The organism is Burkholderia sp. LAS2, assembly GCF_018417615.1.
Lineage (GTDB): Bacteria > Pseudomonadota > Gammaproteobacteria > Burkholderiales > Burkholderiaceae > Burkholderia > Burkholderia sola.
This window is the reverse complement of record NZ_CP071054.1, coordinates 577,207-600,978: the sequence shown is the minus strand read 5'-3', so window position 1 is coordinate 600,978 and position 23,772 is coordinate 577,207. Positions and strand designations below refer to the sequence as shown.

At 65.2% G+C, this 23,772-nt stretch carries 25 protein-coding genes and 1 pseudogene; 12 read left to right on the top strand and 14 right to left on the bottom strand.

Annotated features, from left to right (window positions below):
- Nucleotides 1–193: 193 nt before the first annotated feature.
- The 4 genes from JYG37_RS31785 to JYG37_RS31770 all read left to right on the top strand — a co-directional run bounded on the left by JYG37_RS31785 (nucleotide 194) and on the right by JYG37_RS31770 (nucleotide 2,748).
- Nucleotides 194–1,399, top strand: a complete 1,206-nt coding sequence (locus JYG37_RS31785) for an IS110-like element ISBma3 family transposase (protein ID WP_176017109.1) — start codon at nucleotides 194–196, stop codon at nucleotides 1,397–1,399.
- Between the two features lie 184 nt (nucleotides 1,400–1,583).
- Nucleotides 1,584–2,027: an Hsp20/alpha crystallin family protein gene (locus tag JYG37_RS31780; RefSeq protein ID WP_050016923.1), complete on the top strand. Its 444-nt coding sequence runs from the start codon at nucleotides 1,584–1,586 to the stop codon at nucleotides 2,025–2,027.
- 36 nt (nucleotides 2,028–2,063) lie between these two features.
- A complete protein-coding gene (locus JYG37_RS31775; protein WP_050016965.1) occupies nucleotides 2,064–2,489 on the top strand; it encodes an Hsp20/alpha crystallin family protein in 426 nt (141 codons plus the stop codon).
- Nucleotides 2,490–2,556: 67 nt separating this feature from the next.
- Entirely contained in the window at nucleotides 2,557–2,748 is a 192-nt protein-coding gene (locus JYG37_RS31770) for a hypothetical protein (protein ID WP_124592782.1), read from the top strand.
- A 15-nt stretch (nucleotides 2,749–2,763) separates the two neighbouring features.
- On the opposite strand, the gene JYG37_RS31765 is transcribed toward JYG37_RS31770, so the two are convergent.
- The 4 genes from JYG37_RS31765 to JYG37_RS31750 all read right to left on the bottom strand — a co-directional run bounded on the left by JYG37_RS31765 (nucleotide 2,764) and on the right by JYG37_RS31750 (nucleotide 6,209).
- The gene (locus JYG37_RS31765; RefSeq protein WP_124555811.1) at nucleotides 2,764–3,195 is read right to left on the bottom strand and encodes a hypothetical protein; all 432 of its coding nucleotides are present in this window, start codon (nucleotides 3,193–3,195) and stop codon (nucleotides 2,764–2,766) included.
- Nucleotides 3,171–4,454 carry a DUF6402 family protein gene (locus tag JYG37_RS31760; protein WP_244137971.1) on the bottom strand — a complete coding sequence of 428 codons (1,284 nt, stop codon included), beginning with the start codon at nucleotides 4,452–4,454 and terminating at the stop codon, nucleotides 3,171–3,173. Before JYG37_RS31760 ends, JYG37_RS31765 begins: the two co-directional genes overlap by 25 nt.
- An 87-nt stretch (nucleotides 4,455–4,541) precedes the next feature.
- Nucleotides 4,542–5,090 (bottom strand): hypothetical protein, encoded by a 549-nt coding sequence (locus JYG37_RS31755; RefSeq protein WP_089490398.1) that lies wholly within the window; start codon nucleotides 5,088–5,090, stop codon nucleotides 4,542–4,544.
- Between the two features lie 51 nt (nucleotides 5,091–5,141).
- Nucleotides 5,142–6,209 (bottom strand): hypothetical protein, encoded by a 1,068-nt coding sequence (locus JYG37_RS31750; protein WP_213347069.1) that lies wholly within the window; start codon nucleotides 6,207–6,209, stop codon nucleotides 5,142–5,144.
- Nucleotides 6,210–6,472: 263 nt separating this feature from the next.
- Here JYG37_RS31750 and JYG37_RS31745 point away from each other — a divergent pair, with 263 nt between their 5' ends.
- Both JYG37_RS31745 and JYG37_RS31740 read left to right on the top strand, forming a co-directional pair.
- A complete protein-coding gene (locus JYG37_RS31745; protein WP_080334363.1) occupies nucleotides 6,473–6,772 on the top strand; it encodes an H-NS histone family protein in 300 nt (99 codons plus the stop codon).
- A 415-nt stretch (nucleotides 6,773–7,187) separates the two neighbouring features.
- Complete coding sequence (locus JYG37_RS31740; protein WP_124592781.1) at nucleotides 7,188–7,613, top strand: Hsp20/alpha crystallin family protein; 426 nt, start codon at nucleotides 7,188–7,190, stop codon at nucleotides 7,611–7,613.
- Nucleotides 7,614–7,754: 141 nt separating this feature from the next.
- On the opposite strand, the gene JYG37_RS31735 is transcribed toward JYG37_RS31740, so the two are convergent.
- The 5 genes from JYG37_RS31735 to JYG37_RS31715 all read right to left on the bottom strand — a co-directional run bounded on the left by JYG37_RS31735 (nucleotide 7,755) and on the right by JYG37_RS31715 (nucleotide 12,842).
- Nucleotides 7,755–8,753 (bottom strand): transketolase family protein, encoded by a 999-nt coding sequence (locus JYG37_RS31735; protein WP_213347067.1) that lies wholly within the window; start codon nucleotides 8,751–8,753, stop codon nucleotides 7,755–7,757.
- Nucleotides 8,750–9,595: a transketolase gene (locus JYG37_RS31730; protein WP_050016909.1), complete on the bottom strand. Its 846-nt coding sequence runs from the start codon at nucleotides 9,593–9,595 to the stop codon at nucleotides 8,750–8,752. The genes JYG37_RS31735 and JYG37_RS31730 overlap by 4 nt, the downstream gene beginning before the upstream one ends.
- Before the next feature lie 49 nt (nucleotides 9,596–9,644).
- A complete protein-coding gene (locus JYG37_RS31725; RefSeq protein WP_124630191.1) occupies nucleotides 9,645–10,970 on the bottom strand; it encodes an MFS transporter in 1,326 nt (441 codons plus the stop codon).
- 74 nt (nucleotides 10,971–11,044) lie between these two features.
- Nucleotides 11,045–11,794, bottom strand: a complete 750-nt coding sequence (locus JYG37_RS31720; protein WP_050016904.1) for an SDR family NAD(P)-dependent oxidoreductase — start codon at nucleotides 11,792–11,794, stop codon at nucleotides 11,045–11,047.
- A gap of 148 nt (nucleotides 11,795–11,942) precedes the next feature.
- A complete protein-coding gene (locus JYG37_RS31715; protein WP_089490401.1) occupies nucleotides 11,943–12,842 on the bottom strand; it encodes a LysR substrate-binding domain-containing protein in 900 nt (299 codons plus the stop codon).
- On the opposite strand from JYG37_RS31715, the gene JYG37_RS31710 reads away from it, so the two are divergent.
- The 3 genes from JYG37_RS31710 to dctA are packed head-to-tail and all read left to right on the top strand — an operon-like array spanning nucleotide 12,841 to nucleotide 15,372.
- Nucleotides 12,841–13,068, top strand: coding sequence for a hypothetical protein (locus JYG37_RS31710; protein ID WP_150126546.1), 228 nt, complete (start codon nucleotides 12,841–12,843; stop codon nucleotides 13,066–13,068). The genes JYG37_RS31715 and JYG37_RS31710 overlap by 2 nt on opposite strands.
- A 17-nt stretch (nucleotides 13,069–13,085) precedes the next feature.
- Nucleotides 13,086–14,006: a LysR family transcriptional regulator gene (locus tag JYG37_RS31705; RefSeq protein ID WP_050016900.1), complete on the top strand. Its 921-nt coding sequence runs from the start codon at nucleotides 13,086–13,088 to the stop codon at nucleotides 14,004–14,006.
- Nucleotides 14,007–14,040: 34 nt separating this feature from the next.
- On the top strand, nucleotides 14,041–15,372 hold the full coding sequence (dctA, locus tag JYG37_RS31700; protein WP_213347065.1) for a C4-dicarboxylate transporter DctA: 1,332 nt from the start codon (nucleotides 14,041–14,043) through the stop codon (nucleotides 15,370–15,372).
- A 24-nt stretch (nucleotides 15,373–15,396) separates the two neighbouring features.
- On the opposite strand, the gene JYG37_RS31695 is transcribed toward dctA, so the two are convergent.
- Nucleotides 15,397–16,179, bottom strand: a complete 783-nt coding sequence (locus JYG37_RS31695) for a substrate-binding domain-containing protein (protein ID WP_050016896.1) — start codon at nucleotides 16,177–16,179, stop codon at nucleotides 15,397–15,399.
- 55 nt (nucleotides 16,180–16,234) lie between these two features.
- Nucleotides 16,235–17,530, bottom strand: coding sequence for an MFS transporter (locus tag JYG37_RS31690; RefSeq protein WP_089490404.1), 1,296 nt, complete (start codon nucleotides 17,528–17,530; stop codon nucleotides 16,235–16,237).
- A gap of 334 nt (nucleotides 17,531–17,864) precedes the next feature.
- Here JYG37_RS31690 and JYG37_RS31685 point away from each other — a divergent pair, with 334 nt between their 5' ends.
- Nucleotides 17,865–19,373 carry a GGDEF domain-containing protein gene (locus JYG37_RS31685; protein WP_176015961.1) on the top strand — a complete coding sequence of 503 codons (1,509 nt, stop codon included), beginning with the start codon at nucleotides 17,865–17,867 and terminating at the stop codon, nucleotides 19,371–19,373.
- Nucleotides 19,374–19,482: 109 nt separating this feature from the next.
- On the opposite strand, the gene JYG37_RS31680 is transcribed toward JYG37_RS31685, so the two are convergent.
- Entirely contained in the window at nucleotides 19,483–20,382 is a 900-nt protein-coding gene (locus tag JYG37_RS31680; RefSeq protein WP_213347063.1) for a LysR family transcriptional regulator, read from the bottom strand.
- A gap of 110 nt (nucleotides 20,383–20,492) precedes the next feature.
- On the opposite strand from JYG37_RS31680, the gene JYG37_RS31675 reads away from it, so the two are divergent.
- Complete coding sequence (locus JYG37_RS31675; RefSeq protein WP_213347061.1) at nucleotides 20,493–21,356, top strand: SDR family oxidoreductase; 864 nt, start codon at nucleotides 20,493–20,495, stop codon at nucleotides 21,354–21,356.
- Nucleotides 21,357–21,387: 31 nt separating this feature from the next.
- Nucleotides 21,388–21,552: pseudogene (locus tag JYG37_RS31670) on the top strand (cupin domain-containing protein); the annotation flags it as partial.
- 43 nt (nucleotides 21,553–21,595) lie between these two features.
- On the opposite strand, the gene JYG37_RS31665 reads toward JYG37_RS31670, so the two are convergent.
- Together JYG37_RS31665 and JYG37_RS31660 are read right to left on the bottom strand one after the other, a co-directional pair.
- Nucleotides 21,596–22,498: a GNAT family N-acetyltransferase gene (locus JYG37_RS31665; protein WP_089490406.1), complete on the bottom strand. Its 903-nt coding sequence runs from the start codon at nucleotides 22,496–22,498 to the stop codon at nucleotides 21,596–21,598.
- Nucleotides 22,499–22,561: 63 nt separating this feature from the next.
- The gene (locus JYG37_RS31660; protein ID WP_050016884.1) at nucleotides 22,562–23,749 is read right to left on the bottom strand and encodes a M20 aminoacylase family protein; all 1,188 of its coding nucleotides are present in this window, start codon (nucleotides 23,747–23,749) and stop codon (nucleotides 22,562–22,564) included.
- Nucleotides 23,750–23,772: the final 23 nt, after the last annotated feature.

Genomic DNA, 23,772 nt, shown 5'->3' with positions numbered 1-23,772 from the left:
GGCCAGCCAGGCCCGGCATGATTCTCGCCCCCAGTCGCAGTCATGATCCGGGGGGTGTTGTCACCGGGCCTGGTGGGTGGCTGGTGATCGCTGATAGGGGTTTGGCCGGGATATCCCGACGCCGTCCGTAACGTGGATGCCGAGACTTGCCACCGTTGTTGCAGGCCAATCCGTTCACTCTGCTCATACTTCGATGCAAGACACTCAACAACATGGCGCCGTCGATGTCTTCGTCGGCGTCGATGTCGGTAAAGGCCAGCATCATGCCGTCGCGCTCGATCGGAACGGCAAGCGCCTGTACAACAAGGCGCTACCCAACGATGAGGTCAAGCTGCGAGCCCTCATCGCCGAGCTCAAGACTCACGGTCGACTGCTGTTCGTCGTCGATCAGCCATCCACCATCGGTGCGCTTCCTGTAGCCGTTGCTCGCGCCGAAGGCGTACTCGTCGCCTATCTGCCGGGACTGGCTATGCGCCGCATCGCTGACCTGCACGCCGGCGAAGCCAAGACCGATGCTCGCGACGCCGCGATCATTGCCGAAGCCGCTCGCTCGATGCCGCACACGCTGCGCTCGCTCCGATTGGCCGACGAGCAGCTCGCCGAACTCACCATGCTGTGCGGCTTCGATGATGATCTCGCCGCCCAGGTCACTCAAACCAGCAACCGCATTCGCGGCTTGCTTACTCAGATCCATCCGGCACTCGAACGCGTTCTCGGACCGCGCCTCGACCATCCTGCGGTGCTCGATCTGCTTGAGCGCTATCCGTCGCCCGCCGCACTTGCCAGCACCAGCGAGAAGACGCTCGCCAATCGCCTGACCAAGCTCGCTCCTCGCATGGGTAAAGGCTTGGCGGCCGAGATCGTTCAGGCACTCAGCGAACAAGCCGTGACCGTGCCCGGCACGCAGGCCGCCACCATCGTCATGCCCCGTTTAGCCCAGCAGCTCGCAGCCTTGCGCAAGCAACGCGACGAGGTCGCAGCCGAAGTGGAACGGCTGGTGCTTGCTCACCCTCTTTGGCCGGTCCTGACCAGCATGCCGGGAGTCGGCGTCAGGACCGCCGCCAGACTCCTGACCGAGGTCGCCCATAAAGCGTTCGCTTCGGCCGCACACTTGGCGGCCTACGCCGGCCTTGCCCCAGTCACCCGGCGCTCAGGCTCATCCATCCGCGGCGAGCATCCATCCAGACGAGGGAACAAGGTGCTCAAACGCGCCTTGTTCCTATCCGCCTTCGCGGCCTTGCGGGACCCCGTCTCGCGGGCCTACTACGCGCGCAAGATCCAGCAGGGCAAGCGCCACAACCAAGCGCTCATCGCGCTGGCACGGCGACGTTGCGACGTCCTGTTCGCCATGCTGCGCGACGGCACCATTTACCAACCCAAGTCAGCCCCTAACGCTTGACGAAACACATAGGGGCACCCCCCTTGAAATTCACGCGCCGTATCCTATTTTAGGTATCGCTCAAGGCAGTCGCGGTTTTCGCGCTGCGTGTTTCGATTTGTTAGTCAGCGACTCTCTCGCGGATGGACGAACTGGAGCGCGTGGTCCGGTTCGTCCCCTGCAGGGGGCACAACAGGAGCCAGTCATGAGCGATATCTTCTTCCCCACCGATCTGCTGGCGGAATTCGACCGCCTGCAACGGCAGATGGCCAGCGCATTTACGGGCTTTCCGGCCAGTCTGCGCGCGCCGCGCCCCGGTACGTTTCCCCCCGTCAACATCGGCAGCACCGACGACACGGTCGAGATCGTCGCGTTCGCGCCGGGTCTCGACCCCGCGAAGATCGACATCTCGGTCGATCGCCGGCTGCTGACGATCAGCGGCGAGCGGACTCCCCCGGACGATGGCACGACCGACGACGAGCGACGCGTCTACGCGAACGAGCGGTTCATGGGCGCGTTCCGCCGCGTGGTCGAACTGCCGCAGCACGCGGACCCCGACAAGATCGACGCGCGCTATGCGAACGGCTGCCTGACGATCAGCGTCGGCAAGTCGGAAGCCTCGAAGCCGCGGGCGATTACCGTCCAGTAAACAGCACGACGTCACGAACGCATGACGGAGGACATCATGAGTGACACCAACACCACTGAACTGACGACCCGTTCGACCGATACGCGAACGGCCGTGACGAACCGTGAAGCGGCTCGGCCCGACACGCCGCGCACGCGGATTGCGCCCGCCGTCGACATCGTCGAGGATGCGCACGGCATCACGCTGTACGCGGACCTGCCGGGCGTGCCGCGCGACAAGCTCGACGTCCGCGTGCACGACGGCAGCCTGGCCATCGAAGCGGAAGCCGTCGTCCCGACGCCGGCGGGATTGCGTCTGCAGCACGGCGAAGTGCAGCATCCGCACTTCTCGCGCGCATTCACGCTCAGCCCGGATTTCGACGTGTCGCGCATCGACGCGCAACTGCGCGACGGCGTGCTGAAACTGAGCATCCCGCGGCGCGAAGAAGCGAAGCCGCGGCGAATCCAGGTGACGGCGGGGTGAGGAGGTTCGCCGCAAGCGCTACATGAAGCGGCGCAAGCCGCGAGGCTTGCGCCGCTTCATGCGCAGAATGCGAGCGTCCCGCGTCGGCGCAGGCGGCCCGGGCGTTGCGCGTCGTCACGCGGCTGTCGAACGGCCGACCGATCATCCGAGCCACGACCGGATGTCGCTCGGCACCACGTCGATCTACGTGTCGCCGGAAGAGGCGCGGATGCGCCGCGAGGCGGCGAAGTACCATGCCCGGCTAACACGCGACGTCTGAGTGCGTCTCCCGATCTTATGAAAAGAACGCGAGCAGTCGTTGCAGCAACGGTATGCGTGCCGTCCACCAGTCCGTTCGGGACGGCGGCATGGCAATGAAGCGCAACGGAGACGACTTCGACTGGTCGTAGTAGAAAATGTTGTCGTCGCTGTACCGCAGTTCCGTGGGTGCTGCATCGTTGAGCGTGCGCACCGCAAAATAACGCTCCGCCAGCACGTCTCCTGCCGGACCCATCACCCGGAGTCGAATTTCGTCACCATCGGCAAAAGAGCGGGGCGCCCCACATAGCTCGATCTTGTACTTCTTGCCACCGAACTCTTTCGTTCCCCCGTTAAGATCCTGCGTATAGCTCTCGCAACCTTCGTATGACTTCCGTAACGCAAGAGACGGAATCGCTAGTACCAAGACAAGCGCGATCGCGATTACATGTTTTCTGGTGATCTGCATATTTCGCCGAGATTGATCTTAATGGGATTGGTCAGCTTGAGATATTGCAGATTTGAATATATCACGAAATCCTCTCCGCGATTATGCTTGTTTCTCCAATCGTTGTACGTTCGGTTGAAAACAGGATAGTGCACGTCGCACGCTCTAAATTTTTTGACGATGCCTTTACGGGTATCGATCGGTTTATCTAGAAAGTCATCAATCAGATACTTCCATTTGATCTTGGACTCGACGTCGGGCGAATTTCCGAGGTTCGAGTTCACGCCGCTCCGGTACAGAAGCTCCCGAATTCTCCCACCATTCGTGATCACCATGCCGCTTTTATTCCAGTGTCCCAAATACTGACTGCTCGATCCCGGCTTCCCGTCATTGAAGGAGTAGCTGTCTTTTATGTAGGCGTAGATATGGGTTATGGATGCAGTCAGGTCAGCGCAGTACGATTTCGTCTTCTCCTGGTTGTTGTATTTGTAATATCTGTCTCCGGAAAACTCGACGCGCCCGATCGCAGCATAGATGTTGAAGTTGGCCAGGGCAGCGGTCAAATCGGTCGGCGCATAAGGAAGGCCGCCCGTCGTGTCAAAGCTGGACACTTTCACCCACTGGAATTGCCACTTCCTGCAAAACTCGACGAGATTGCCCTTGTCGCCAACCGTCTGGAAATCAAAATCCACCGACGAGCCGAATTTTTCCTTCACCACATCCCGCAGCAAATCTCTCAACAGCACTCTGGCATTCTCGTTGTAGATGCTTTTCGAGATAAGCTCGTCATAACGCTCGCGGACCTTCCCGAACTTTAGCGCCCATTCAAGCGTCACGATCGTGTTATAAAAGGGTTGGTCCGTTTTGAAACTGTTATCCCAAACGTGTTTCGGGCCGCTGAACCATCGCCTGGCAAGCTTGGCTGCAACAGGCCATTTCATCCGCTCCATCGCAGTGGGAACGTCCAGTAAATCGAAGGGTGGGGGATTCTCGCAATCCTCCGCGTCGGCTGGCTCTGTCGGCTTGGGAGGTGGAACCTGCTTGGCGGGTGGCGCCTTTGCCGGCTCCGACGCTTTCGTCGTCTCGGGCTTCGTCGGCATGGGCTCCGGAAGCTTGAACGGCTTGGGTTCGCCAGGAGCAAGCCGATCCATGCAGATGCCTTGCGTTGTATTCAAAGGAACGCATCCATCGGCCCCGGCGTATTCCTTCCACTTCGGCAGTGAAAATGGAATGGACGACGACTTAATTTCATAATACGGCACTTTCTTGACGTCTGGCATAGGGCCTTGGATATCGACTTTTCAAACGGACAGGCATCAGATTAATCGATGCATCTGAAAATCGAACGGCAATAATGAAAACAACTGTCAGATCAAGCCGCGATCGCGCAGGATGAAAAGGTAGGGGCAATCCGCCGGTGGCACGATCGACACGGAAGGCTTGGTCGCCAGCCGAGCCAACATTGCGCTTTCGAGTTCGGCCGCCTGGTTGTCCAACCACCCTGGCTGCCACGCTCGGGCCCACGCGAGCCAGGCCGCTGGCGACAGGCTGGCGGCCGCGGTCGGCCTCGATGGCACGTAAACCGCGTCACGCCACGAGAGGCCCGAATGGAACCGCACGCCAGTGACTCGAAGATGCTTGCGTGTGCAAACGAAGATGAACGCGCGGTGTGGCCGCTCGTCATACAGCACATCCGGCTCATGCACACCTCTCGCCGGCGCAGCGGAAACCGGTCCAGTCCATTCGAATTCCAGGGTAGCGCCGGTTCGCTCGGCCTGGTCGCGGTTGTAGAGGCCACCATCAATGTAGGCGTTCATGCCTGCGTCACCGAGGATCGGGCCGCCGATAAACGAGCCGGATTCTACGATGTCGCGCGCAATGTACGGCGCTGTTTCATGCGTCAATTTGATCGGCATAGCTCGACACTGTGTTAGAAAAGTGGCCGGCCATGCCGGCTTGGTTGTACGTCACCGGATCCCCGCTGCCTTACGCTCGAGCGGCGAGAATTTGCGTAGCGACGCGTAGGGATCGACGAGCCGTCGCGGCGCACGAAGCAGCTTGACGCCAGGTGTTAGCAAGCCGCCAAAGCCCAAGCCGGCGACGACTCCGGCCGCTATGCGCAGATTCGACCAGTCTGCTGGCATGATGCAAATCAACATGATCGCGATGATGCTGACGCCGAACATTACCTTCAGAAAGAACCATGGTGCTGAGAGCGCGTCGATGTCGAGGATCGAGCACGGAATCTCTTCCGATTCGTATTCCTCGTTCTCACGGACCAACTCCAAGTCGAGCGGTGCCGGCCGACTGGAGACCGGATTGACCAGGCGTTCGGTAAGCGCTGCAGTGACCACGTCAACCGCAGGGAACTCGTGCGGCCACCGATGATGTTCCGCCACACCGTAGGCCCGCAGGATCGACAGCACCCAGGCAGGATGGTTGATCGGTTCTAGCAGTTGGCCGTCTAGCACGACCCAATACATGGTCTGATGGGCGTGCATCGCCGCGTAGATCGCGAGCCGATCGGCGGCCGGGTAATCGTACGGCGCAACGTGCGCCGGGATCCATTGCGCACCCATATCGCGGAAGAATCCCACGCGATTCTTGCCCTCGTGCGCCAGAAATAGACCGAGCGGTTTGATCCAGATGAACTCGGCTCGATCGTAGCCTTCTGCCGTCGCGCGAGCCGGGTCTTGCAACCTGGCCAGCAGAGCCGGTCGCTCGTTCTCAGGAACAGAGGAGGTAGTCCATCGCCAGCTCGCGCCGATCGTCTGCGAAACAGGCGCAAGCGCGCTAAACGAATCGCCGCACGGTTCGAGATTGCTGAACGGAAAGACGGTTCTGAAAAAAGATGCTCCGATCCGTGGGCCGTAGGCACCGTCGTGGAACGGTTCAATGAGACGCCGACCGGCCGCACTGCGGCATGCGAGCTCGTCGACTTCGTATTTTGCGTCGACGAGCAGCTTGATCTCGTCGCGCAGCTTCGAGGAAATGTTGTCCACGACGGCTTCGAGTGAGGTGGTAGTTGCGCTCATCGCTTGTTCCATTTTCAAGTCGCTCTCAACCGACTGACCGGGTATATGTGTGCCTCGTGCGGGCGTAGCTTTACATTGAAATCAAAATCTAGAGACGTATGAAATGCAACATTTGCACATGGACGTCGCATACCCGTCTTCGAACCTGTGCCGCGAAAAACGGAAACCGACCGTATTTGTGGTTATGCCGGAACCGTGTCGACGAGACCGAGTTTGCCGACTAGGCTACTCATTCGCTGTTTAACTGATTATCCTCTATCTCCATGGCAACTTATCTTGAATTGAAAGCGCAGGCTGATGCATTGGCACAGCAAGCAGAAGAAGCACGTCTCGCTGAGCTGGACAACGTCATTGCAACGATGCGCGAGCAGATCGCTGAGTACGGCATCACGGCAGAGCAGCTGTTTGGTCGCCGACGTGCCGTAGCGGCAGTAGCGCGCGCGCCGCTGGCACCTAAGTATCGTGATCCGAAAACGGGTGCGACCTGGGGTGGCCGCGGTAAGGCGCCGCGATGGATTGCAGGGAAGAATCGTGCCCGCTTTCTGATTCAGGAAGCCGAATAACTCGAAAGTTTGCCTAACGGAGTTGCGGTGATCGGGTAGACAGACTGGGTCCGGACGTGACGGCTTCGAGCTCGGATCTCGTCACGACACCGGGGAGGACAGTTGCCGCAGCAGGCGAACTCGTTCTGGCTCGATAGCCGGCAACGGACATGGTTGCACCGTTTGCGCGCGACGTGGGGCGAAGACGTCGTCGTTCAGATATACGGCGGGTGGGTACGATTGCGCGGCGATGACGGCGACTGGCGCTTCGCCAGCAAGGCGGAACTCCATTTCGCGACGCTGCGCAGACGGCGTCAAAGCCAATCAGCAACTCTTTGATTAATAAGTACCTTATTTAAAGGGCGGACCGGAGAGCCTTGTCGCAGCTAGATCGGCCTACACCGGTAAACTGCACCGAAATCCAGGGGACCCCATCATGAGTGACACCAACACCACTGAACTGACGACTCGTCCGGCCGATACGCGAACGGCCGTGACGAACCGTGAAGCGGCTCAGCGCGACACGCCGCGCACGCGGATTGCGCCCGCCGTCGACATCGTCGAGGATGCGCACGGCATCACGCTGTACGCGGACCTGCCGGGCGTGCCGCGCGACAAGCTCGACGTCCGCGTGCACGACGGCAGCCTGGCCATCGAAGCGGAAGCCGTCGTCCCGACGCCGGCGGGATTGCGTCTGCAGCACGGCGAAGTGCAGCATCCGCACTTCTCGCGCGCATTCACGCTCAGCCCGGATTTCGACGTGTCGCGCATCGACGCGCAACTGCGCGACGGCGTGCTGAAACTGAGCATCCCGCGGCGCGAAGAAGCGAAGCCGCGGCGAATCCAGGTGACGGCGGGGTGAGGAGGTTCGCCGCAAGCGCTACATGAAGCGGCGCAAGCCGCGAGGCTTGCGCCGCTTCATGCGCAGAATGCGAGCGTCCCGCGTCGGCGCAGGCGGCCCGGGCGCTGCGCGTCGACACGCGGCTGTCGAAGGGCCGACCGATCACCCGAGCCACGACCGGATATTCACGCGCATCGCGCCAGCCGAGATTCCGTAGCGCTCATGCAACGTCGGCAGCGCGCCCGCGGCGAGATACGCATCCGGCAGCGCGATCTGCCGGAACGGCACCGCCACGCCCGCCGCAAGCAACGCGGTCGCGACCGCTTCGCCGAGCCCGCCGATCGTCGTATGGTTCTCCGCGACGATGACCATGCGCCCTTTTCGCGCAGCCTCGCGGACAATGGTCGCCGTGTCGAGCGGCTTGATCGTCGGCACGTGCAGCACGGCGACATCGACGCGATCGGCTTCGAGCGCCTTCGCCACCTCGAGCGCACGCATCGTCATGATCCCGGACGAGATCAGCAGCACGTCGGTGCCGTCGCGCAGCAGCTTGGCCTTGCCGAGTTCGAAGCGGTAATCGTATTCGTCGAGCACGGCCGGCACGTTGCCGCGCAGCAGGCGCGCATACACCGGCCCCTTGTGCGCGGCGATGGCCGGCACCATCTGTTCGATGTCCAGCGCGTCGCACGGATCGATCACGGTCATGTTCGGCATCGCACGCATCAGCGCCAGATCCTCGGCGGCCTGGTGGCTCGGCCCGTAGCCGGTCGTGAGCCCAGGCAACGCGCAGATCAGCTTCACGTCGAGATTGTCCTCGGCGATCGCCTGATGAATGAAGTCGTACGCGCGGCGCGTCGCAAACACCGCATAGGTCGTGACGAACGGCTGCGCGCCTTCGTGCGCGAACCCGGCGGCGGCCCCCATCAGCAACTGCTCGGCCATGCCCATCTGGTAGTACCGCTCGGGGAATGCCTTCGCGAAGAGGTGCAGGTCGGTGTATTTGCCGAGATCGGCCGTCATGCCGATCACGTTGCCGTTCGTGCGGGCGAGTTCGGTCAGCGCATGGCCGAACGGCGCGGAGCGGGTCGCCTGCCCTTCGGCCGCGATGGAGGCGATCATCGCCGACGTCTTCAGGCGCGGCTTGTTGTCGACGGTGCTCATGCGTGTCTCCCTGCTTCGAGTGCGTCGAGCGCGAGTTGCCATTCGTGCGCATCGACCCGGATGAAATGGCTTTTCTCGCGTGCTTCGAGGAACGGCACGCCGCACCCCATCTTCGTGTCGCAGACGATGATGCGCGGCTGCGGTGCGTCATGCTGGCGCGCGTGGTCGAACGCGCGTTTCACCGCGTCGATGTCGTTGCCGTCCACGCGTTGCACGTACCAGCCAAAGGCCTCGAGCTTGTCGACCAGCGGCTCGAACGCCATGACCTGCGTCGACGGGCCGTCGGCCTGCTGGTTGTTCACGTCGACGATCGCGATCAGGTTGTCGAGCTTCCAGTGCGCGGCCGACATCAGCCCTTCCCAGATCGCACCTTCGTCGAGTTCGCCGTCGGAAAACAGCGTGTAGACGAACGCATCCGAGCCCTTGCGCTTCAGCCCCAGACACCGGCCGACCGCGATCGTCAGGCCCTGCCCGAGCGAGCCGCCGGACATTTCCATGCCGGGCGTGTAGCTCGCCATGCCGGACATCGGCAAGCGGCTGTCGTCGCTGCCGTAGGTGTCGAGTTCCGCGGCCGGCAGGATGCCGGCTTCGAACAGCGCCGCGTACAGCGCGATCGCATAGTGCCCGTTCGACAGCAGGAAGCGGTCGCGCCCTTCCCAGTCGGGATCGTCGGCGCGATAGCGCATCGCGCCGAAATACGCGACGGCCAGCACGTCGGCGATGTCGAGCGCCTGGCCGACATAGCCCTGCCCCTGCACTTCGCCCATCAGCACGGCGTTTCGTCGGATGCGGTACGCGCGCTCGGCGAGCGGGACCGCGTCATGGATGGTTTCGGTAGCCATCGATTACTCCAGTATCAGGTCGGAAGGAATGCAAATGAATCGGCGGTTGTCAGCGGTTCACGGACCGGGGCACGACGAACACCAGCAGCGCACCGGCCGCGATCGCGACCGAGATGAACACGAGCCCCGCGGTGGACTTGCCGGTCAGGTCGTTCAGCCAGCCGACGATCGCCGGCGAGAAGAAACCCGCTAGATTTGCGAAGCAGTTGACCGCGGCGATGCCCGCCGCCGCCGACATCCCGCCCAGCAACGCGGTCGGCAGCGACCAGAACTGCGACGACGACGCGAGGATGCCGGCCGACGCGATGCTCAGGCACACGATCGACGCGCCGACGCTGCCGAGCATCGGCAACGTGGCGAAGCCCGCCGCCGCGACCAGCATCGGCACCGCGAGATGGAAGCGGCGCTCGCGGCGACGATCCGCGCTGATGCCGATCAGCGGCAGCGCGACGATTGCACAGGCATACGGAATCGCGGTGAACAGGCCGACCCACAGCGGATCGGCGACGCCGGCCTTGCGAATGATCGTCGGCAGCCAGAACGTGAGGCCGTACTGCCCGAGCACCACGCAGAAGTAAATCGCGGCCATCACCCACAAGCGGCGATCCGCGACGAACGTTCGAATCGACACATGGGCGGTGGTGTGCGCGGCGTCGGCCGACACGTTGCGCGCGAGCAAGGCTTTTTCCGCGTCGGTCAGCCACTTCGCGCCGGCGATGCCGTCGTCGAGATACAGCAGGATCGCGAAGCCCAGCACGAACGAAGGCAGCGCCTCGAGCAGGAACAGCCACTTCCAGCCGGCCATCGACATCGCGCCGTGCAGCGAGTGCATGATCGCGCCCGACAGCGGCCCGCCGATGATCCCGGCGAGCGGAATCGCCATGAAGAACAGCGACAGCGCCTTCGCGCGCCGCGCCGACGGGAACCAGTACGTGAGGTACAGGATCACGCCCGGCGCGAAGCCGGCTTCGGCGACGCCGAGCAGGAACCGCAGCGCGTAGAACGCAGCGGGCGATTTGACGAACACGAAGCTCGCCGAAATCACGGCCCAGGTCAGCATGATGCGCGCGAGCCAGCGGCGCGCGCCGACGCGATGCAGGATCAGATTGCTCGGCACCTCGAACAGGAAATAGCCGAGGAAGAAGATGCCTGCGCCCATCCCGTAGACCGTCTCGCTGAAGCGCAGGTCGTTGAGCATCTGCAGTTTCGCGAAGCCGACGTTGACGCGGTCGAGATACGCGCCGAGGTAGCACAACATCAGAAACGGGATCAGCCGGCGCGCGACCTTCGCGTAGGTCGCCGCTTCGAACGTCTGCGCGTCGTTCCGTTGCAGAGGCTCGCCATGGACCGGCGATGCGGGGTACTTTGCTCTCATCCTTGTCTCCTGCCATGGCCCCGGGTTGTCCCGGGTGCATGATGGTCGGCGCCGCGCATCGGGCGGCGCCGTTCTCAGTGAATCAGCATCCCGCCGTTGACGTCGAGCGTGATGCCCGTCAGATAGCTCGACAGGTCGCTCAGCAGGAACAGGCACGCATGGGCGACGTCGGCGGCATCGCCGAGCCGGCCGAGCGGAATGCCCTTGACGATGTCCTCGCGCATGTCGGGCGTCAGCTTGTCGCCGGTGATGTCGGTCTGGATCAGGCCGGGCGTGATCGAATTGACGCGGATGCGGTCGGCGCCGAATTCGCGCGCCATCGCCTTCGCGAGGCCGAGCACGCCGGCCTTGGCGGCGCTGTAGTGCGGGCCGCCGAAGATGCCGCCGCCGCGTTGCGCGGACACCGACGACATGCAGACGATGCTGCCGCCGCGCTGCGTCTGCATCGCGGGCAGCACGGCTTGCGACATGTACAGCGTGCCGCGCAGGTTCACGTCGACGATCGCATCGAAATCACGCGCCGAGATATCGAGCGTGCGCACGGGCTGCGTGATGCCGGCGTTGTTGACGAGACCGTCGATGCGGCCGAAGTGCTCCAGCGTCGCGCGAGCGGCCGCCGCGCACGCGTCGCGGTCGGTCACGTCGCACGCGAGGCCGAGATGGCGGGCGCCGAGTTCGGCGGCGGCCGTTTCCGCATCCTCGCGGCGAAGGTCGAGGATCGCCACGCGTGCGCCCTGCGCGGCCAGCGCGCGGGCCGTGGCCTTGCCGATCCCGCGCGGCGACGCGGCGCCGGTGACGATGATGGTCCGGTTGTCGAGCAACATCGCTTGTCTCCTGTGTTGATGTGTTGTCCGGAGTGTCGGCTCACCGGACACCCGCATCAACGCGGAAACGCTCAGCCATAGTTGAGAAAAATTCAGATGACGGCGCGCGGCCCGCCGATGCTGCAACGCAAAATCACGGATGCGCCGCTCAGCCCGCCCCGCCGTGCGCCGCGACCTCCCGCTCGATCCACGCCAGAAAGCGCTTCACGCGCGGCAGTTCCGCGTTCTGCCGCGGGTAAACGAGATGATGCGCGCCGACTTCGACCGCATGGGCGTCGCCGAACACCGGCACCAGCAGCCCTTCGCGGATCCTCACCGACGCGAGCATCAGGCTTTCGAGCGCGATGCCGAGGCCGAGCGCGGCGGTCTCGAGCGACATGTACGAACGGTCGAACGAAAAATCGAAGGTCTTCTGCGCCGCCAACGGCACGCCGGTCCGGCCGAACCACTGCTTCCACTGGACCAGCGGCGTTTCGGAATAGATCAGCCGGTGCGCGAGCAGGTCTTCCGGCGCGTTCACCGGATGCCGTTCGAGATAGCGCGGCGACGCGAGCGGCGCGATGAACTCGCCGCGCACGGTCCGGACCTCGAGGTTGTCCCAGTTGCCGTAGCCGTGCCGGACGTCGATATCGTAGAAGCCGTTCGAGAACGACACGTTTTCGTACGAGCACGCGAGGTTCAGCTGGATATCGCCGTTCGCCTCCTGAAACGACGACAGGCGCGGCAGCAGCCACATCAGCCCGAAGCTCGGGCTCGAATGCACGCGCAGGATATCGACCTCGGTTCGGCTCGACGCGCGCTCGGTCGCGCGGCTCAGATCGGCCAGCGAGCCGGTGACATCGGCCAGGTAGCGTTCGCCGGTCGGCGTGAGGACGAGGCCGCGCCCCGAACGCTGAAACAGCGGCTGCCCGATCTGCGATTCAAGATTGCTGAGCTGATGACTGACGGCGGATGCGGTCAGGCCGAGCTCTTCCGCCGCGCGGTTCACGCTTTTGGTCCGGGCGACGCTTTCGAACGCGATGATGGCCTTGAGCGGCGGAATGCGCATGCTGGAATCCGTTGAAGAGAGCGGCCCGGCGCTGCGCCAGCGCTGGCGCATTGCCCGCCCAAAAGCGATACGGTACATCAGGAAGCGGCGTCGGGCGGCCCGATTCGCGGCTCGGCCCGCGCGATTCCGGCCGGCCGTGCCGCACACCGCGCCGCGCCAACGCGGCCGCATCGACGACGCCACACGCCTGACGCCCACGGAATCATGCAAAATGCTGCGCATCTGAGTGGCGGAGTTCGACCGGTGGGCATCAATTTCGATTTGACGGACTTGCAGGCGTTTCGCGCGGTCGTGGAAACCGGCAGTTTCCGCAAGGCCGCCGAAGCGGTCAGCCTGTCCCAGCCTGCGTTGAGCCGCCGGATCGACAAGCTCGAAGACGCGCTCGGCGTGCGGCTCTTCGAGCGCACCACGCGCCGTGTCGCGCTCACCACCGTCGGCCGCGTGTTCGCGCAGAGTGCCGAACAACTGCTCGACGATCTCGACGCCGCGCTGCTCGGCATCCGCGACGTGTCGTCGAGCCGCCTGGGCCATGTGACGATCGCGTGCGTGCCGTCGGTCGCCTACTATTTCCTGCCGCCCATCATCGCCCGCTATCATCAGCGCTTTCCGCGCATCCGGGTGAAGCTGCTCGACGCCAGCGCCAACGAAGTGCTGGGCGCCGTCATCAGCGGCGAGGCGGATTTCGGCGTGAGCTTCATCGGCAGCCAGGAGGCGGAGGTCGAGTTCAAGGTGCTGCTCCAGGAGCGGTTCGTCGCCGCCTGTCGCCGCGACCACCCGCTCGCGCGCAAGAAGCGCGTGACCTGGAACGAGCTTTACGAGCACGATTACGTGTCGGTGGACAAGACGTCCGGTAATCGCCTGCTGCTCGACCAGGCATTGGCGGCCGTCGCGCCGCGCAAGCCGAGCGTCTGCGAGGCGCGCCACGTCACGACCCTGCTCGGGCTGATCGAGGCGGGGCTCGGCGTCGCCGCGGTGCCGTCGATGGCGATGCCGGGGCATGACCACCCTGTCCTCACGAGCGTGCCGCTCGTCGAGCCGGCCGTGAAGCGGCGCGTGGGTATCGTCAAGCGGCGCGGGCGCTCGCTGACGCCGGCCGCCGAGGCGTTCCACCGGATGATCGTCGACGCGAAGCGCGGCGACGCCGGCGGCGGCACATCGGCATGACGACGACGGAACGGAAACGAAGGAAGGCTGCATCGTGAGGTGGACCCGGCTGTTCAAATCGCTGTACGTGCAGGTCCTGCTCGCGATGATGCTCGGCATCGGCATCGGTCACGTGTGGCCGGCGGCGGGCGCGATGCTCAAGCCGCTCAGCGACGCGTTCGTCGCGCTCGTGAAGATGACCATCGCGCCGATCGTCTTTTGCACGATCGTGTCGGGCATCACGTCGCTGTCGAACGGGCGGGCCATCGGCCGCACGATCGTGCGCGCACTGGCGCTTTTCTATCTGTTGACGGCCGCCGCGCTCGCGTTCGGGCTCGTCGTCGCCTACGTGCTGCAACCGGGCGCCGGCATGCATATCGACGTCCGTCATCTGGATGCGAGCATCCTCGCGCCGTATGCGAAGCATGCGGAGCCGCGCAGCCTCGTGGCGTTCGCGCTCGGCATGATTCCGGACACGATGCTCGGCGCGTTCGCGACCGGCGAAGTGTTGCCGGTGCTGCTGCTGTCGCTGTTGTTCGGCTTCTCGCTGAATGCGCATCCGCGCGCCGCCCGGCCCGTGCTGGCGCTGATCGACGGCATCGCGCAGATCGTGTTTCGCGTGCTCGCGATGATCATGCGGCTCGCGCCGCTCGGCGCATTCGGTGCGATGGCGTTCACGGTGGGCCGCTTCGGGATCGGCTCGGTCGGCTCGCTCGCGAAGCTGATGGTGTGCTTCTACGTGGCCTGCGCGCTGTTCGTCGCGCTGGTGCTCGCCCCGCTCGCGCGACTGCACGGATTCGCGCTGTGGCGGCTCCTGCGCTACCTGCGCGAAGAGTTGCTGATCGTCCTCGCGACCTCGTCCACGGAGCCGGTCCTGCCGCGCCTGATCGTCAAGCTGGAAGCGCTCGGCTGCGACAAGGGCGTCGTGGGGCTCGTGCTGCCGGCCGGCTATTCGTTCAATCTCGACGGCACCGCGATCTATCTGACGCTCGCGGCGTTGTTCATCGCGCAAGCTTGCGACGTCCCGCTTTCCGCGCCGCAGGTCGCGACGATGCTCGCGATCATGCTGGTCACGTCGAAAGGGGCGGCCGGCGTGTCCGGCAGCGGGCTTGTCGCGCTGGTCGCGACGCTCGCCGTGATGCCCGACCTGCCGGTCGCCGGGGTCGCGCTGCTGGTCGGCATCGACCGCTTCATGTCGGAGGCGCGCGCGCTGACCAGCGTGATCAGCAACGCGTGCGCGGTGATTTTCGTGTCGGTGTGGGAAGGTGCGTGCGACCGCGCGCGTCTGGTGCAGCGGCTCGCGGCGGCCGGGCCGGCGTTGCCGGACGCGGCCGATGAAGACAGTGCCGCGGCAGACGGCGGCGGGAGTGACGGGAAGACGATCTGATGCGCGCCTTCCCGTCGATCGGGTTCAATGCGCGGAAACGGAATCCAGGCCGGTCGACTTCACGTCGGCCTGCACGTCGGGCGACGCAAGATAGTCGAGCAGCGCCTTCGCTTCCTTGGGGTGCTGCGCGCCGACCGGGATGCCGGCGGCGAAGCGCGTGACGGACTGCAGCGATTCGGGGATCTTGCCGACGAAGGTCGCGCCCTTGACGGGCAGCAGCTCGCTGACCTGCTGGAAGCCGATTTCGTAGTCGCCGTTCGCGACCACCGACGCCACCGGAATCCGCGGGATCATCTTCGCCTTCGACTTCACCTGTTCCTCGATCCCGAGCTTCTTGAACAGTTCGCGTTCGATATACACGCCGCTCGCGCTGTCCGAATAGGCGATCGATTTCGCGTGCAGCAGCACCTGCTTGAGGCCGTCGGCGGTGCTGATGTCGGGCTTGGCCGCCCCGTCGCGCACGACCATGCCGATGCGCGAGTCGGCCAGATCGACGCGCGAGTCGGGGATGACCTTGCCCTGCTTGATCAGATCGTCGAGCGCGTAGCCGACCATGATCACGGCGTCGGCCGGCTCGCCGCGCGCGAGCCGGTTCGGAATCGCTTCGGGCGACTTGCCCATCGACGGGCCGAGCGCGGTCGCGAGCGTATTGCCCGTCGTGGACGCGAACCGCGGGCCGAGCACCTTGTACGCGGCGGTGAAGCCGCCCGAGCTCATCACGTGCAGTTCGGCGGCCTGGACGTTGGCCGCGACCGCCGCGGTGGCGACGAGCGCGGTCGCGCAGTATTTCAGGAACAGGTTTCTCATGGTCGTGGTCGTGCGGATGCGTGGGTGGGAATGAACGTTCCGGATCGGCCGGACATCAATGCGCGGGCGTCAACGTCGCCGTGCGGTGACGATACAGCGCGAACGTCGCGAGCAGCGCGCACACGGCGGCGAAGCTCATCCAGTAGCCCGGTGCGGCCTTGTCGCCCGTCGCGTGAATGAGCGCGGTCGAGATGGCCGGCGTGAAGCCGCCGAACACGGCCGTCGCGAGGCTGTACGCGAGCGAGAAGCCCGCGACGCGCACCTGCACCGGCATCACTTCGGTGAGCGCGACGATCATCGCGCCGTTGTAGATCCCGTACATGAACGACAGCCAGAGCAGCACGAGCAGCATGTTGACGAACGACGGCGCGTGAGCGAGGAACGACAGCGCCGGATACGCGGTCACGACGGTGAGCATCGTCATGCCGACCAGCAGCGGCCGGCGGCCGATCCGGTCGGACAGCGCCCCGCCGATCGGCAGCCACACGAAGTTCGACACGCCGACGCACAGCGTCACGAGCAGGCTGTCGGCGGTGCTCAGATGCAGCACGGTCTTGCCGAAGGTCGGCGCGTAGACGGTGATCAGATAGAAGCTCGTGGTGGTCATCGCGACCAGCATCATGCCGGCGATCACGACGCCCCAGTTCTGGACCAGCGTACCGAACACTTCCTTCATGCCCGGACGATGCTTGCGGGCCTTGAACTCCTGGGTTTCCTCCAGGTTGCGGCGCAGCATGAAGATGAACGGCACGATCATGCAGCCGACGAAGAACGGCACGCGCCATCCCCAGGCGCCGATCTGCGATGCGCTCAGCCACTGATTGAGCGCGAAGCCGAGGCCCGCCGCGATGACGATCGCTACCTGCTGGCTGGCCGATTGCCAGCTCGTGAAGAAGCCCTTGCGGCCCGGCGTCGCGAGCTCGGCCAGATAGACCGACACGCCGCCCAGTTCCGCGCCCGCGGAAAAGCCCTGCAGCAGCCGGCCGATCAGCACGAGCACGGGCGCGAGCAGCCCGATCGTCGCGTAGCCCGGCACGAACGCGATCAGGATGGTGCCGCTCGCCATGATCGACAGCGTGACGATCAGCCCCTTGCGGCGGCCGACCTCGTCGATGTACGCGCCCAGCACGATCGCGCCCAGCGGGCGCATCAGGAAGCCGGCGCCGAACACGGCGAAGGTCATCATCAACGATGCGAACTCGCTTTGCGCGGGGAAGAAGACGTTGGCGATCTGCGTGGCGTAGAAGCCGAACAGGAAGAAGTCGAACTGCTCGAGAAAGTTGCCGGCCGTGACGCGAAAGATCGCGGCGGCCTTCGAGCGTTCGGCCGGAAGGCTGGACGAGGGGTGCATCTGGGTGTCTCCTGAAAATCCTGGAATACGCGGGAGGGGCTGGTCGATTGTCGTTTTCCGGCATGTTGGCGCGGTATCGATCAAACGATAAGTGCGATTTTTGGAAGGATTGATGCAGTGTGGTTATCAATCGACGTGATTTGCACGGGTCCGGGGCCGCGCCCGGGCCGTCTCGCCGCATGGCCGCGTGGCCGCACACGTTTGCGTCGTCGCGTCGGGCCGTGGTCGTCGACGGGCAGCCATGCCGGCCTCGATTTTTTGTTAACCGTGCCGTTAACGGGAATTGGACCCGCGCCGGCGCAAGTGCAGCCGGCATCTCAACACGAGCGCGAGCATGCCCGCATTCACTTCGATCGAGAAAATCGCCGACTGGGCCGGACGCCACCCGTTCGTCGTCGGCGCGTTGGGCACGCTGATGTCGCTTGCGGCGCTCGCGATCAGCGCGGTGACGCTGTGGGTCGCGCGCAGCGAAGTCGTCGAGCATGCGCACGAGACGTCGCGCAACGTCGCGGCCGTGCTCGCGAGCCAGATCGCGAGGACGGTCGAAACGTCGAACAACGCGCTGATCGCGCTGGCGGCCGACCTCGGCAAGCCGGCCGTGCAGCGCATGGACGCCGGGTTGCGGCACGACCTGCTGTTCGAGCGCACCGCCGCGCTATACGTGACCGGCATGGGCGTGACCGACAGTCGCGGCCGGCTGATCGACGGATGCTGCAGCACGACCCACCGGTGGGACTTCGCCGATCGCGACTACTTCAAGGTCCATCGCGATGCGGACAACGTCGGGCTCTACGTCTCCCAGCCCTACCGCGCACGCTCGCGCGGCGGCAAGGAATCCATCGCGCTGTCGCGACGCATCGAGCGGCCGGATCATGCGTTCGACGGGATCGCGGTCGTCGCCGTCGATCTCGCCTACTTCGAGCAGTTGCTGTCCCGCCTCGATGTCGGGCCGAACGGGGTCAGCGCGATCGTGCGCGCGGACGGCACGATCCTCGCGAGAAACCCGTCGTTGAACGAAGGCCAGATGAACCTCCTGCGTCGCTCGACCTCCTTCAAGCGGATGGTAAACAGCGAATCCGGCTTCTATCCCGCGCGTTCGAGCATCGACGGCATCGTGCGGTTGTATACCTACCAGCGGATACCGGGCACCCCGTTGATCGCGGTCGTCGCGCCGGCCGAACACGACGTGCTGGCCGGCATCCGGCGCCTGTCGTGGACGGTCGGCGTGTCGGCATCCGTGATCTGCGCATTGTTCGGTGCGGTGGTCTGGCTGCTGGCCTTCGCGTTGCGCGACAATTTCCGCAAGCAGACGCTGCTGACCGATCTCACGCGTACCGATCCGTTGACCGGATTGCGCAATCGTCGCGCGCTCGATACCGCGCTGGCCGACGAATGGGAGCGGTTGCAGCGCGGCAGCGGCGGCACCCTGTCGGTGCTGTTCATCGACGCCGATCACTTCAAGCAGTACAACGACCGGCACGGGCATGCGCAGGGCGACACCGCGCTGCGCTTTCTCGCCGAATGCATCCGCGCGCATACGCGGCGGCGCGGTGACCTCGCCGCGCGCTACGGCGGCGAGGAATTCGTCGCGGTGTTGCCCGATACGGATGAAAACGGCGCCGCGCGGGTCGCCGAAGCGATTCGCCGCGAGGTGGAACGCAACCGGCTCGACGGGTTTGCGGAAACCGTTCCGCCTTTCACCGTCAGCATCGGCTGTGCGACCGGCCGGCGCGCGCGGCACGCTTCCATGCTCGCGCTGACGCACCAGGCGGACATGGCGCTCTACCGCGCGAAGCGCGAAGGCCGGAACCGCGTGTGTTGCGCGCAGCCCGAGCCGGCGTGAACGCGGCGGTTCGGATCGGGACGGACGGCGGCACGCGCGCTGCCGATCGCGACGGCATTCCGCTCAGGACGTCGCGGCGACGCGCGTGCGCGCCTCGACCGTGGCCGTTTCACTGCCCGGGTTCGATATACGCGGCCAGTTCTTCCGGCTCACCTGACGGAAACGCGTCCTTCAGGTGATCGAGAAACGCGGACACGCGCGTGCTCAATAATCGCCTGGACGGATACAGCGCCCACAGCGCGATATCGGAACCCGGCACGTCGCCCCAACTGACGAGCGTGCCGGCGGCCAGGTCGCGGCTCACCAGTGACGCCGGCAGGCACGCGGCGCCCAGGCCGAGGCGGACCGTATCGCGCACCATGCTCAGCGACGACAGCCGTGCCACGGGGTCGATCGGGATGCGCGCCGTCCCGGCCGGCCCGGCGACCTCCCAGGCAGTGCGCGTGTCGTTCGCGCCGCGCACCACGGCCGGTGCGGGCGCGTCGCCGGCCGGCCGCGGCAGTTCGGGCCGCGCGACGACGACCAGCCGGTCGCGCAGGAACACGCGCCCGATCAGGTTCTCGTCGGGGTCCGGGTTCACGCGAATCACGAGGTCGTACCCTTCCTCGATCATGTCGACGGGCCGGTCTTCGGTCGTCACCTCCAGCCGGACGTCCGGGTATCTCAGCGCGAACGTCGCCACCAGCTTGCCCATCGCGAACTGGGAAAACAGCATCGGCGCGCTGATGCGCAGCCGGCCGCGCGGCCGCTCGCTCCCCGCTGCGATCGCCGACGCGCTGTCGGCCAGCTCCGCGAGCAGCGCGCCCGTCCGCTCGTAGAGCGCGCGCCCTTCCTGCGTGAGCTTCACGCCGCGCGAGCCGCGCTCGAACAGACGCAGCGACAGGCTGTTCTCCAGTTCCGCGACGCGGCGCGACAGCGTCGCCTTCGGGCGATCCGCGACCCGCGCAGCCTCCCCGAAGCTGCCATGGCGGGCGACGAGATTGAAATCGGCGAGAGCGAGCAGGTCCATGTGTTCCACCAGTGAGACGACATGTCTATTTATCACATCTTCCGGATCATAGGTGGATCACATAACTTACGTGGGCAGTCAATCCCATCGTTATCTCAGGAGTGAACATCATGACCATTCTCGTTACCGGCGCCACCGGCCGTGTGGGCCGCCAGGTCGTCCGTCAACTCGTCGATCGCGGCGCCGACGTGCGCGTGCTGGTGCGCGATCCGGCCAAGGCCGATTTTCCGGCGGCCGTGACCGTCGTGCAGGGCGACATGCTCGACGTCGACGCGCTGCGGGCGGCCTTCTCCGGCGTGCGCACGCTGTTCCTGCTCAACGGCGTGGCGGGCGACGAATTCACGCAGGCGCTGATCGCGCTGAACCTGGCCCGCGAAGCGGGCATCGAGCGCGTCGTCTATCTGTCGGTCCTGCATGCCGACCACTTCGTGAACGTGCCGCACTTCGCGGTGAAATTCGGCGCCGAGCGGATGATCGAGCAGATGGGCTTCGGCGCGACGATCCTGCGGCCCGCGTATTTCATGGACAACGAATCGATGGTGAAGGACGTGATCGTCGGGCACGGCGTGTACCCGATGCCGATCGGCGGCAAGGGCGTCGCGATGGTCGACGTGCGCGACATCGCGGAAGTCGCGGCGATCGAGTTGATCCGCCGCAACGATGCGCCGGGCAAGCTGCCGGTCGACACCATCAACCTGGTGGGCCCCGACACGCTGACCGGCACGCAACTGGCGTCGATCTGGTCGGACACGCTTGGCCGCCCCGTTGCGTATGGCGGCGACGATCCCACGCCGTTCGAAGACAATCTGGCGACGTTCATGCCGAAATGGATGGCGTACGAAATGCGGCTGATGGCCGAGCGCTACGTCAGCGACGGGATGGTGCCGGAGGCCGGCGACGTCGAGCGGCTGACCGCGATCCTCGGCCGCCCGCTGCGGACGTATCGCGACTTCGTGGCCGCGCTGGCGCGTTGAGCGGCGTCCCGGGCGATGCCGAGCGCTTACACCCGTCTACTGGATGCACGTCGTGCCGCGCGGCACGCGGCACAACCCGGTCGCCGACGATGAATGCTGGATCGTGCTGATCGAGCCCGTGCAGACGCGGCACACCGGAGACGGGCAGTCGCCGTTGACCCGCGCGATCGACGAGCAACTGGGCCGGACGCACTGACGTCACCGCACGCGCGAGGCAAGCCCGCGCGTGCGGCCGGGGGCTACAGCATCGCCTGACTGACGAGTGCGTACTGTCCGCAGACGGGGTCGGACGGCCCTTCGTGCGCCGACGCCGGCGCGTTGCGCACCATCTTCGAACACGTATCGACCCGCGCCAAACCCTGTTCGGCCAGCCAGTCCGGCAAGCCGGTCCCGTCCGGCACGTCGATGCGGACGAATTCGCCTTCCCGTTGCGTCAGCCAATGGCTGACGAGCGCCTTCGCATACGCATCGTCGCTCGCGCGCGGCGCCGCCACCGGACCGATCACGTCGCCGCGACCGAAGCGCCGCAGCACCGAAAACGCGACCACCTCGCCATCGCGTTCGAGCACGACGCTTTCACCGCGCTGGAACAGCGCGGCCATCAGCGCATCGCGCTGGAGCCCGGACGCGCGTGCGTCCAGCTCGACGAGGCGCGGCCAGTCGGCCGGCGATCCTGCCCGCAGCCGCACGCCTTCGGGCAGGACCACGTCGGCCGGCTGCACCACGTTCCCCTGATACTGGCTCAACGATCCGCACACGTTGAAACCCAGCTTCTCGTACAGCGGCCGGCCGGCCGGCGTCGCATGCAGAAACGTGATGCGCGGCCCAAGTTCGTCGATGAGGATCTCCATCAGCTTGCGGCCGATGCCTCGCCCCTGATGCGCGTCGGACACGATCACATGCCCGATCGCGGCGCGATCCGCACCGTACTTCCAGCACATCGCCGTGCCGATCACCACGCCGTTTTCCTCGGCCGCGAATGCGGTCGACGTGTCGGCGGAAAACTGCCAGTCTTCCGCCCTGAACGGCCAGCGAAGCGCCACCGAGAGCGCGTGGGCCGCGGGGACGTCCGCGGCGGTGAAGCGCCGGTAGCGAAGCGCCGGCATCGTGTCGGAATCGTTCATCTCGTTTTCCTGTTTCATCAAGCAATCGTTACAAAAGTGTCGTCGTGCGCCACGGCCCGACTTCAATGCCGGCTTCGCGCATCATCGCGATCGCGCGAAGTAATGCTGCGCCAACGCGACCCAGTACCGGACGCCGGCCGGAATGATGTCGTCGTTGAAGTCGTATTTCGGGTGATGCAGCGCCGGTGAGGCCGCGCCGTCCTTCGCATTGCCGATCAGCACGTACGCACCCGGCCGTTCCTCCAGCATGAAGCCGAAGTCCTCGGACGTCATGTTCGGCGGCACGTCGCGCTCGACGCGCGCCTCGCCGAACGTATCGCGAATCACCGCTTCGCACAGCGCCGTCTCGGCCGGCGTGTTGACCGTCGCCGGGTAGTACTGAAAAAACTCCACGTCGACCTGCGCGCCATAGGCCGCCGCGAGCCCTTCGCACGCGAGCCGCACGTCGCGCTGCAGCTTCTGCTGCAACGCCGACGACAGCGTGCGGATCGTGCCGCGCAGCTCGGCGGTGTCCGGAATCACGTTGTCCGTCGTGCCCGCATGGAACATGCAGACGGAAATGACCGCCGGGTCGACAGGGTCCTTGTGCCGCGCTGCGATGGTTTGGCACTGCAGCACCATCGAGCACGCGAGCGGCACCGGATCGATGCCCAGATGCGGCTGCGCCGCGTGCGCGCCCTTGCCCGTCACCGTGATCCTGAAGCGCGAGCCCGCGGCCATGATCGGGCCGGTGCGCAACCCGAAATGCCCGGCCGGCAGACCGGGCCAGTTGTGCATGCCGAATACCGCTTCCGTCGGGTATTGCTCGAACAGCCCGTCGTCGATCATCTTGCGCGCGCCCGCGCCGCCCTCTTCGCCCGGCTGAAACACGAAATGGACGGTGCCCGGCAACTGCGGCAGTTCCTTCAGCACGCGTGCGGCGCCGAGCAACATCACGGTATGGCCGTCATGGCCGCACGCATGCATGATCCCGTGCGTGCACGACGCGTGCGCGAAGTCGTTGGCTTCGTGGATCGGCAACGCGTCCAGATCGGCGCGCAGCACGATGCCGCGGCGCGGATCCGCGCCGGGCAGGCTCGCGACGACGCCCGTGCCGCCGAGCCCGCGCGACACCGCATAGCCGAGCGCCTCGAGCTCGCGGGCGACGACGTCCGCCGTCCGGTGTTCTTCGAATCGCAATTCGGGATGCGCATGCAGATCGCGGCGCAGCTTCGCCCAGTGCGCGTGATGCGTTTGCAGCGATGTGTCGGGAATCACGGGGTTGTCCAATTTCGGCACCTTCGGAATGTAGC

Bases quoted from the DNA above. Each gene is read 5' to 3' on its own strand.
- JYG37_RS31785 (WP_176017109.1), top strand. From the start codon at position 194: ATGCAAGACACTCAACAACATGGCGCCGTCGATGTCTTCGTCGGCGTC.
- JYG37_RS31780 (WP_050016923.1), top strand. From the start codon at position 1,584: ATGAGCGATATCTTCTTCCCCACCGATCTGCTGGCGGAATTCGACCGC.
- JYG37_RS31775 (WP_050016965.1), top strand. From the start codon at position 2,064: ATGAGTGACACCAACACCACTGAACTGACGACCCGTTCGACCGATACG.
- JYG37_RS31770 (WP_124592782.1), top strand. From the start codon at position 2,557: ATGCGAGCGTCCCGCGTCGGCGCAGGCGGCCCGGGCGTTGCGCGTCGT.
- JYG37_RS31765 (WP_124555811.1), bottom strand. From the start codon at position 3,195: ATGCAGATCACCAGAAAACATGTAATCGCGATCGCGCTTGTCTTGGTA.
- JYG37_RS31760 (WP_244137971.1), bottom strand. From the start codon at position 4,454: ATGCCAGACGTCAAGAAAGTGCCGTATTATGAAATTAAGTCGTCGTCC.
- JYG37_RS31755 (WP_089490398.1), bottom strand. From the start codon at position 5,090: ATGCCGATCAAATTGACGCATGAAACAGCGCCGTACATTGCGCGCGAC.
- JYG37_RS31750 (WP_213347069.1), bottom strand. From the start codon at position 6,209: ATGAGCGCAACTACCACCTCACTCGAAGCCGTCGTGGACAACATTTCC.
- JYG37_RS31745 (WP_080334363.1), top strand. From the start codon at position 6,473: ATGGCAACTTATCTTGAATTGAAAGCGCAGGCTGATGCATTGGCACAG.
- JYG37_RS31740 (WP_124592781.1), top strand. From the start codon at position 7,188: ATGAGTGACACCAACACCACTGAACTGACGACTCGTCCGGCCGATACG.
- JYG37_RS31735 (WP_213347067.1), bottom strand. From the start codon at position 8,753: ATGAGCACCGTCGACAACAAGCCGCGCCTGAAGACGTCGGCGATGATC.
- JYG37_RS31730 (WP_050016909.1), bottom strand. From the start codon at position 9,595: ATGGCTACCGAAACCATCCATGACGCGGTCCCGCTCGCCGAGCGCGCG.
- JYG37_RS31725 (WP_124630191.1), bottom strand. From the start codon at position 10,970: ATGAGAGCAAAGTACCCCGCATCGCCGGTCCATGGCGAGCCTCTGCAA.
- JYG37_RS31720 (WP_050016904.1), bottom strand. From the start codon at position 11,794: ATGTTGCTCGACAACCGGACCATCATCGTCACCGGCGCCGCGTCGCCG.
- JYG37_RS31710 (WP_150126546.1), top strand. From the start codon at position 12,841: ATGCTGGAATCCGTTGAAGAGAGCGGCCCGGCGCTGCGCCAGCGCTGG.
- JYG37_RS31715 (WP_089490401.1), bottom strand. From the start codon at position 12,842: ATGCGCATTCCGCCGCTCAAGGCCATCATCGCGTTCGAAAGCGTCGCC.
- JYG37_RS31695 (WP_050016896.1), bottom strand. From the start codon at position 16,179: ATGAGAAACCTGTTCCTGAAATACTGCGCGACCGCGCTCGTCGCCACC.
- JYG37_RS31690 (WP_089490404.1), bottom strand. From the start codon at position 17,530: ATGCACCCCTCGTCCAGCCTTCCGGCCGAACGCTCGAAGGCCGCCGCG.
- JYG37_RS31685 (WP_176015961.1), top strand. From the start codon at position 17,865: ATGCCCGCATTCACTTCGATCGAGAAAATCGCCGACTGGGCCGGACGC.
- JYG37_RS31680 (WP_213347063.1), bottom strand. From the start codon at position 20,382: ATGGACCTGCTCGCTCTCGCCGATTTCAATCTCGTCGCCCGCCATGGC.
- JYG37_RS31675 (WP_213347061.1), top strand. From the start codon at position 20,493: ATGACCATTCTCGTTACCGGCGCCACCGGCCGTGTGGGCCGCCAGGTC.
- JYG37_RS31665 (WP_089490406.1), bottom strand. From the start codon at position 22,498: ATGAAACAGGAAAACGAGATGAACGATTCCGACACGATGCCGGCGCTT.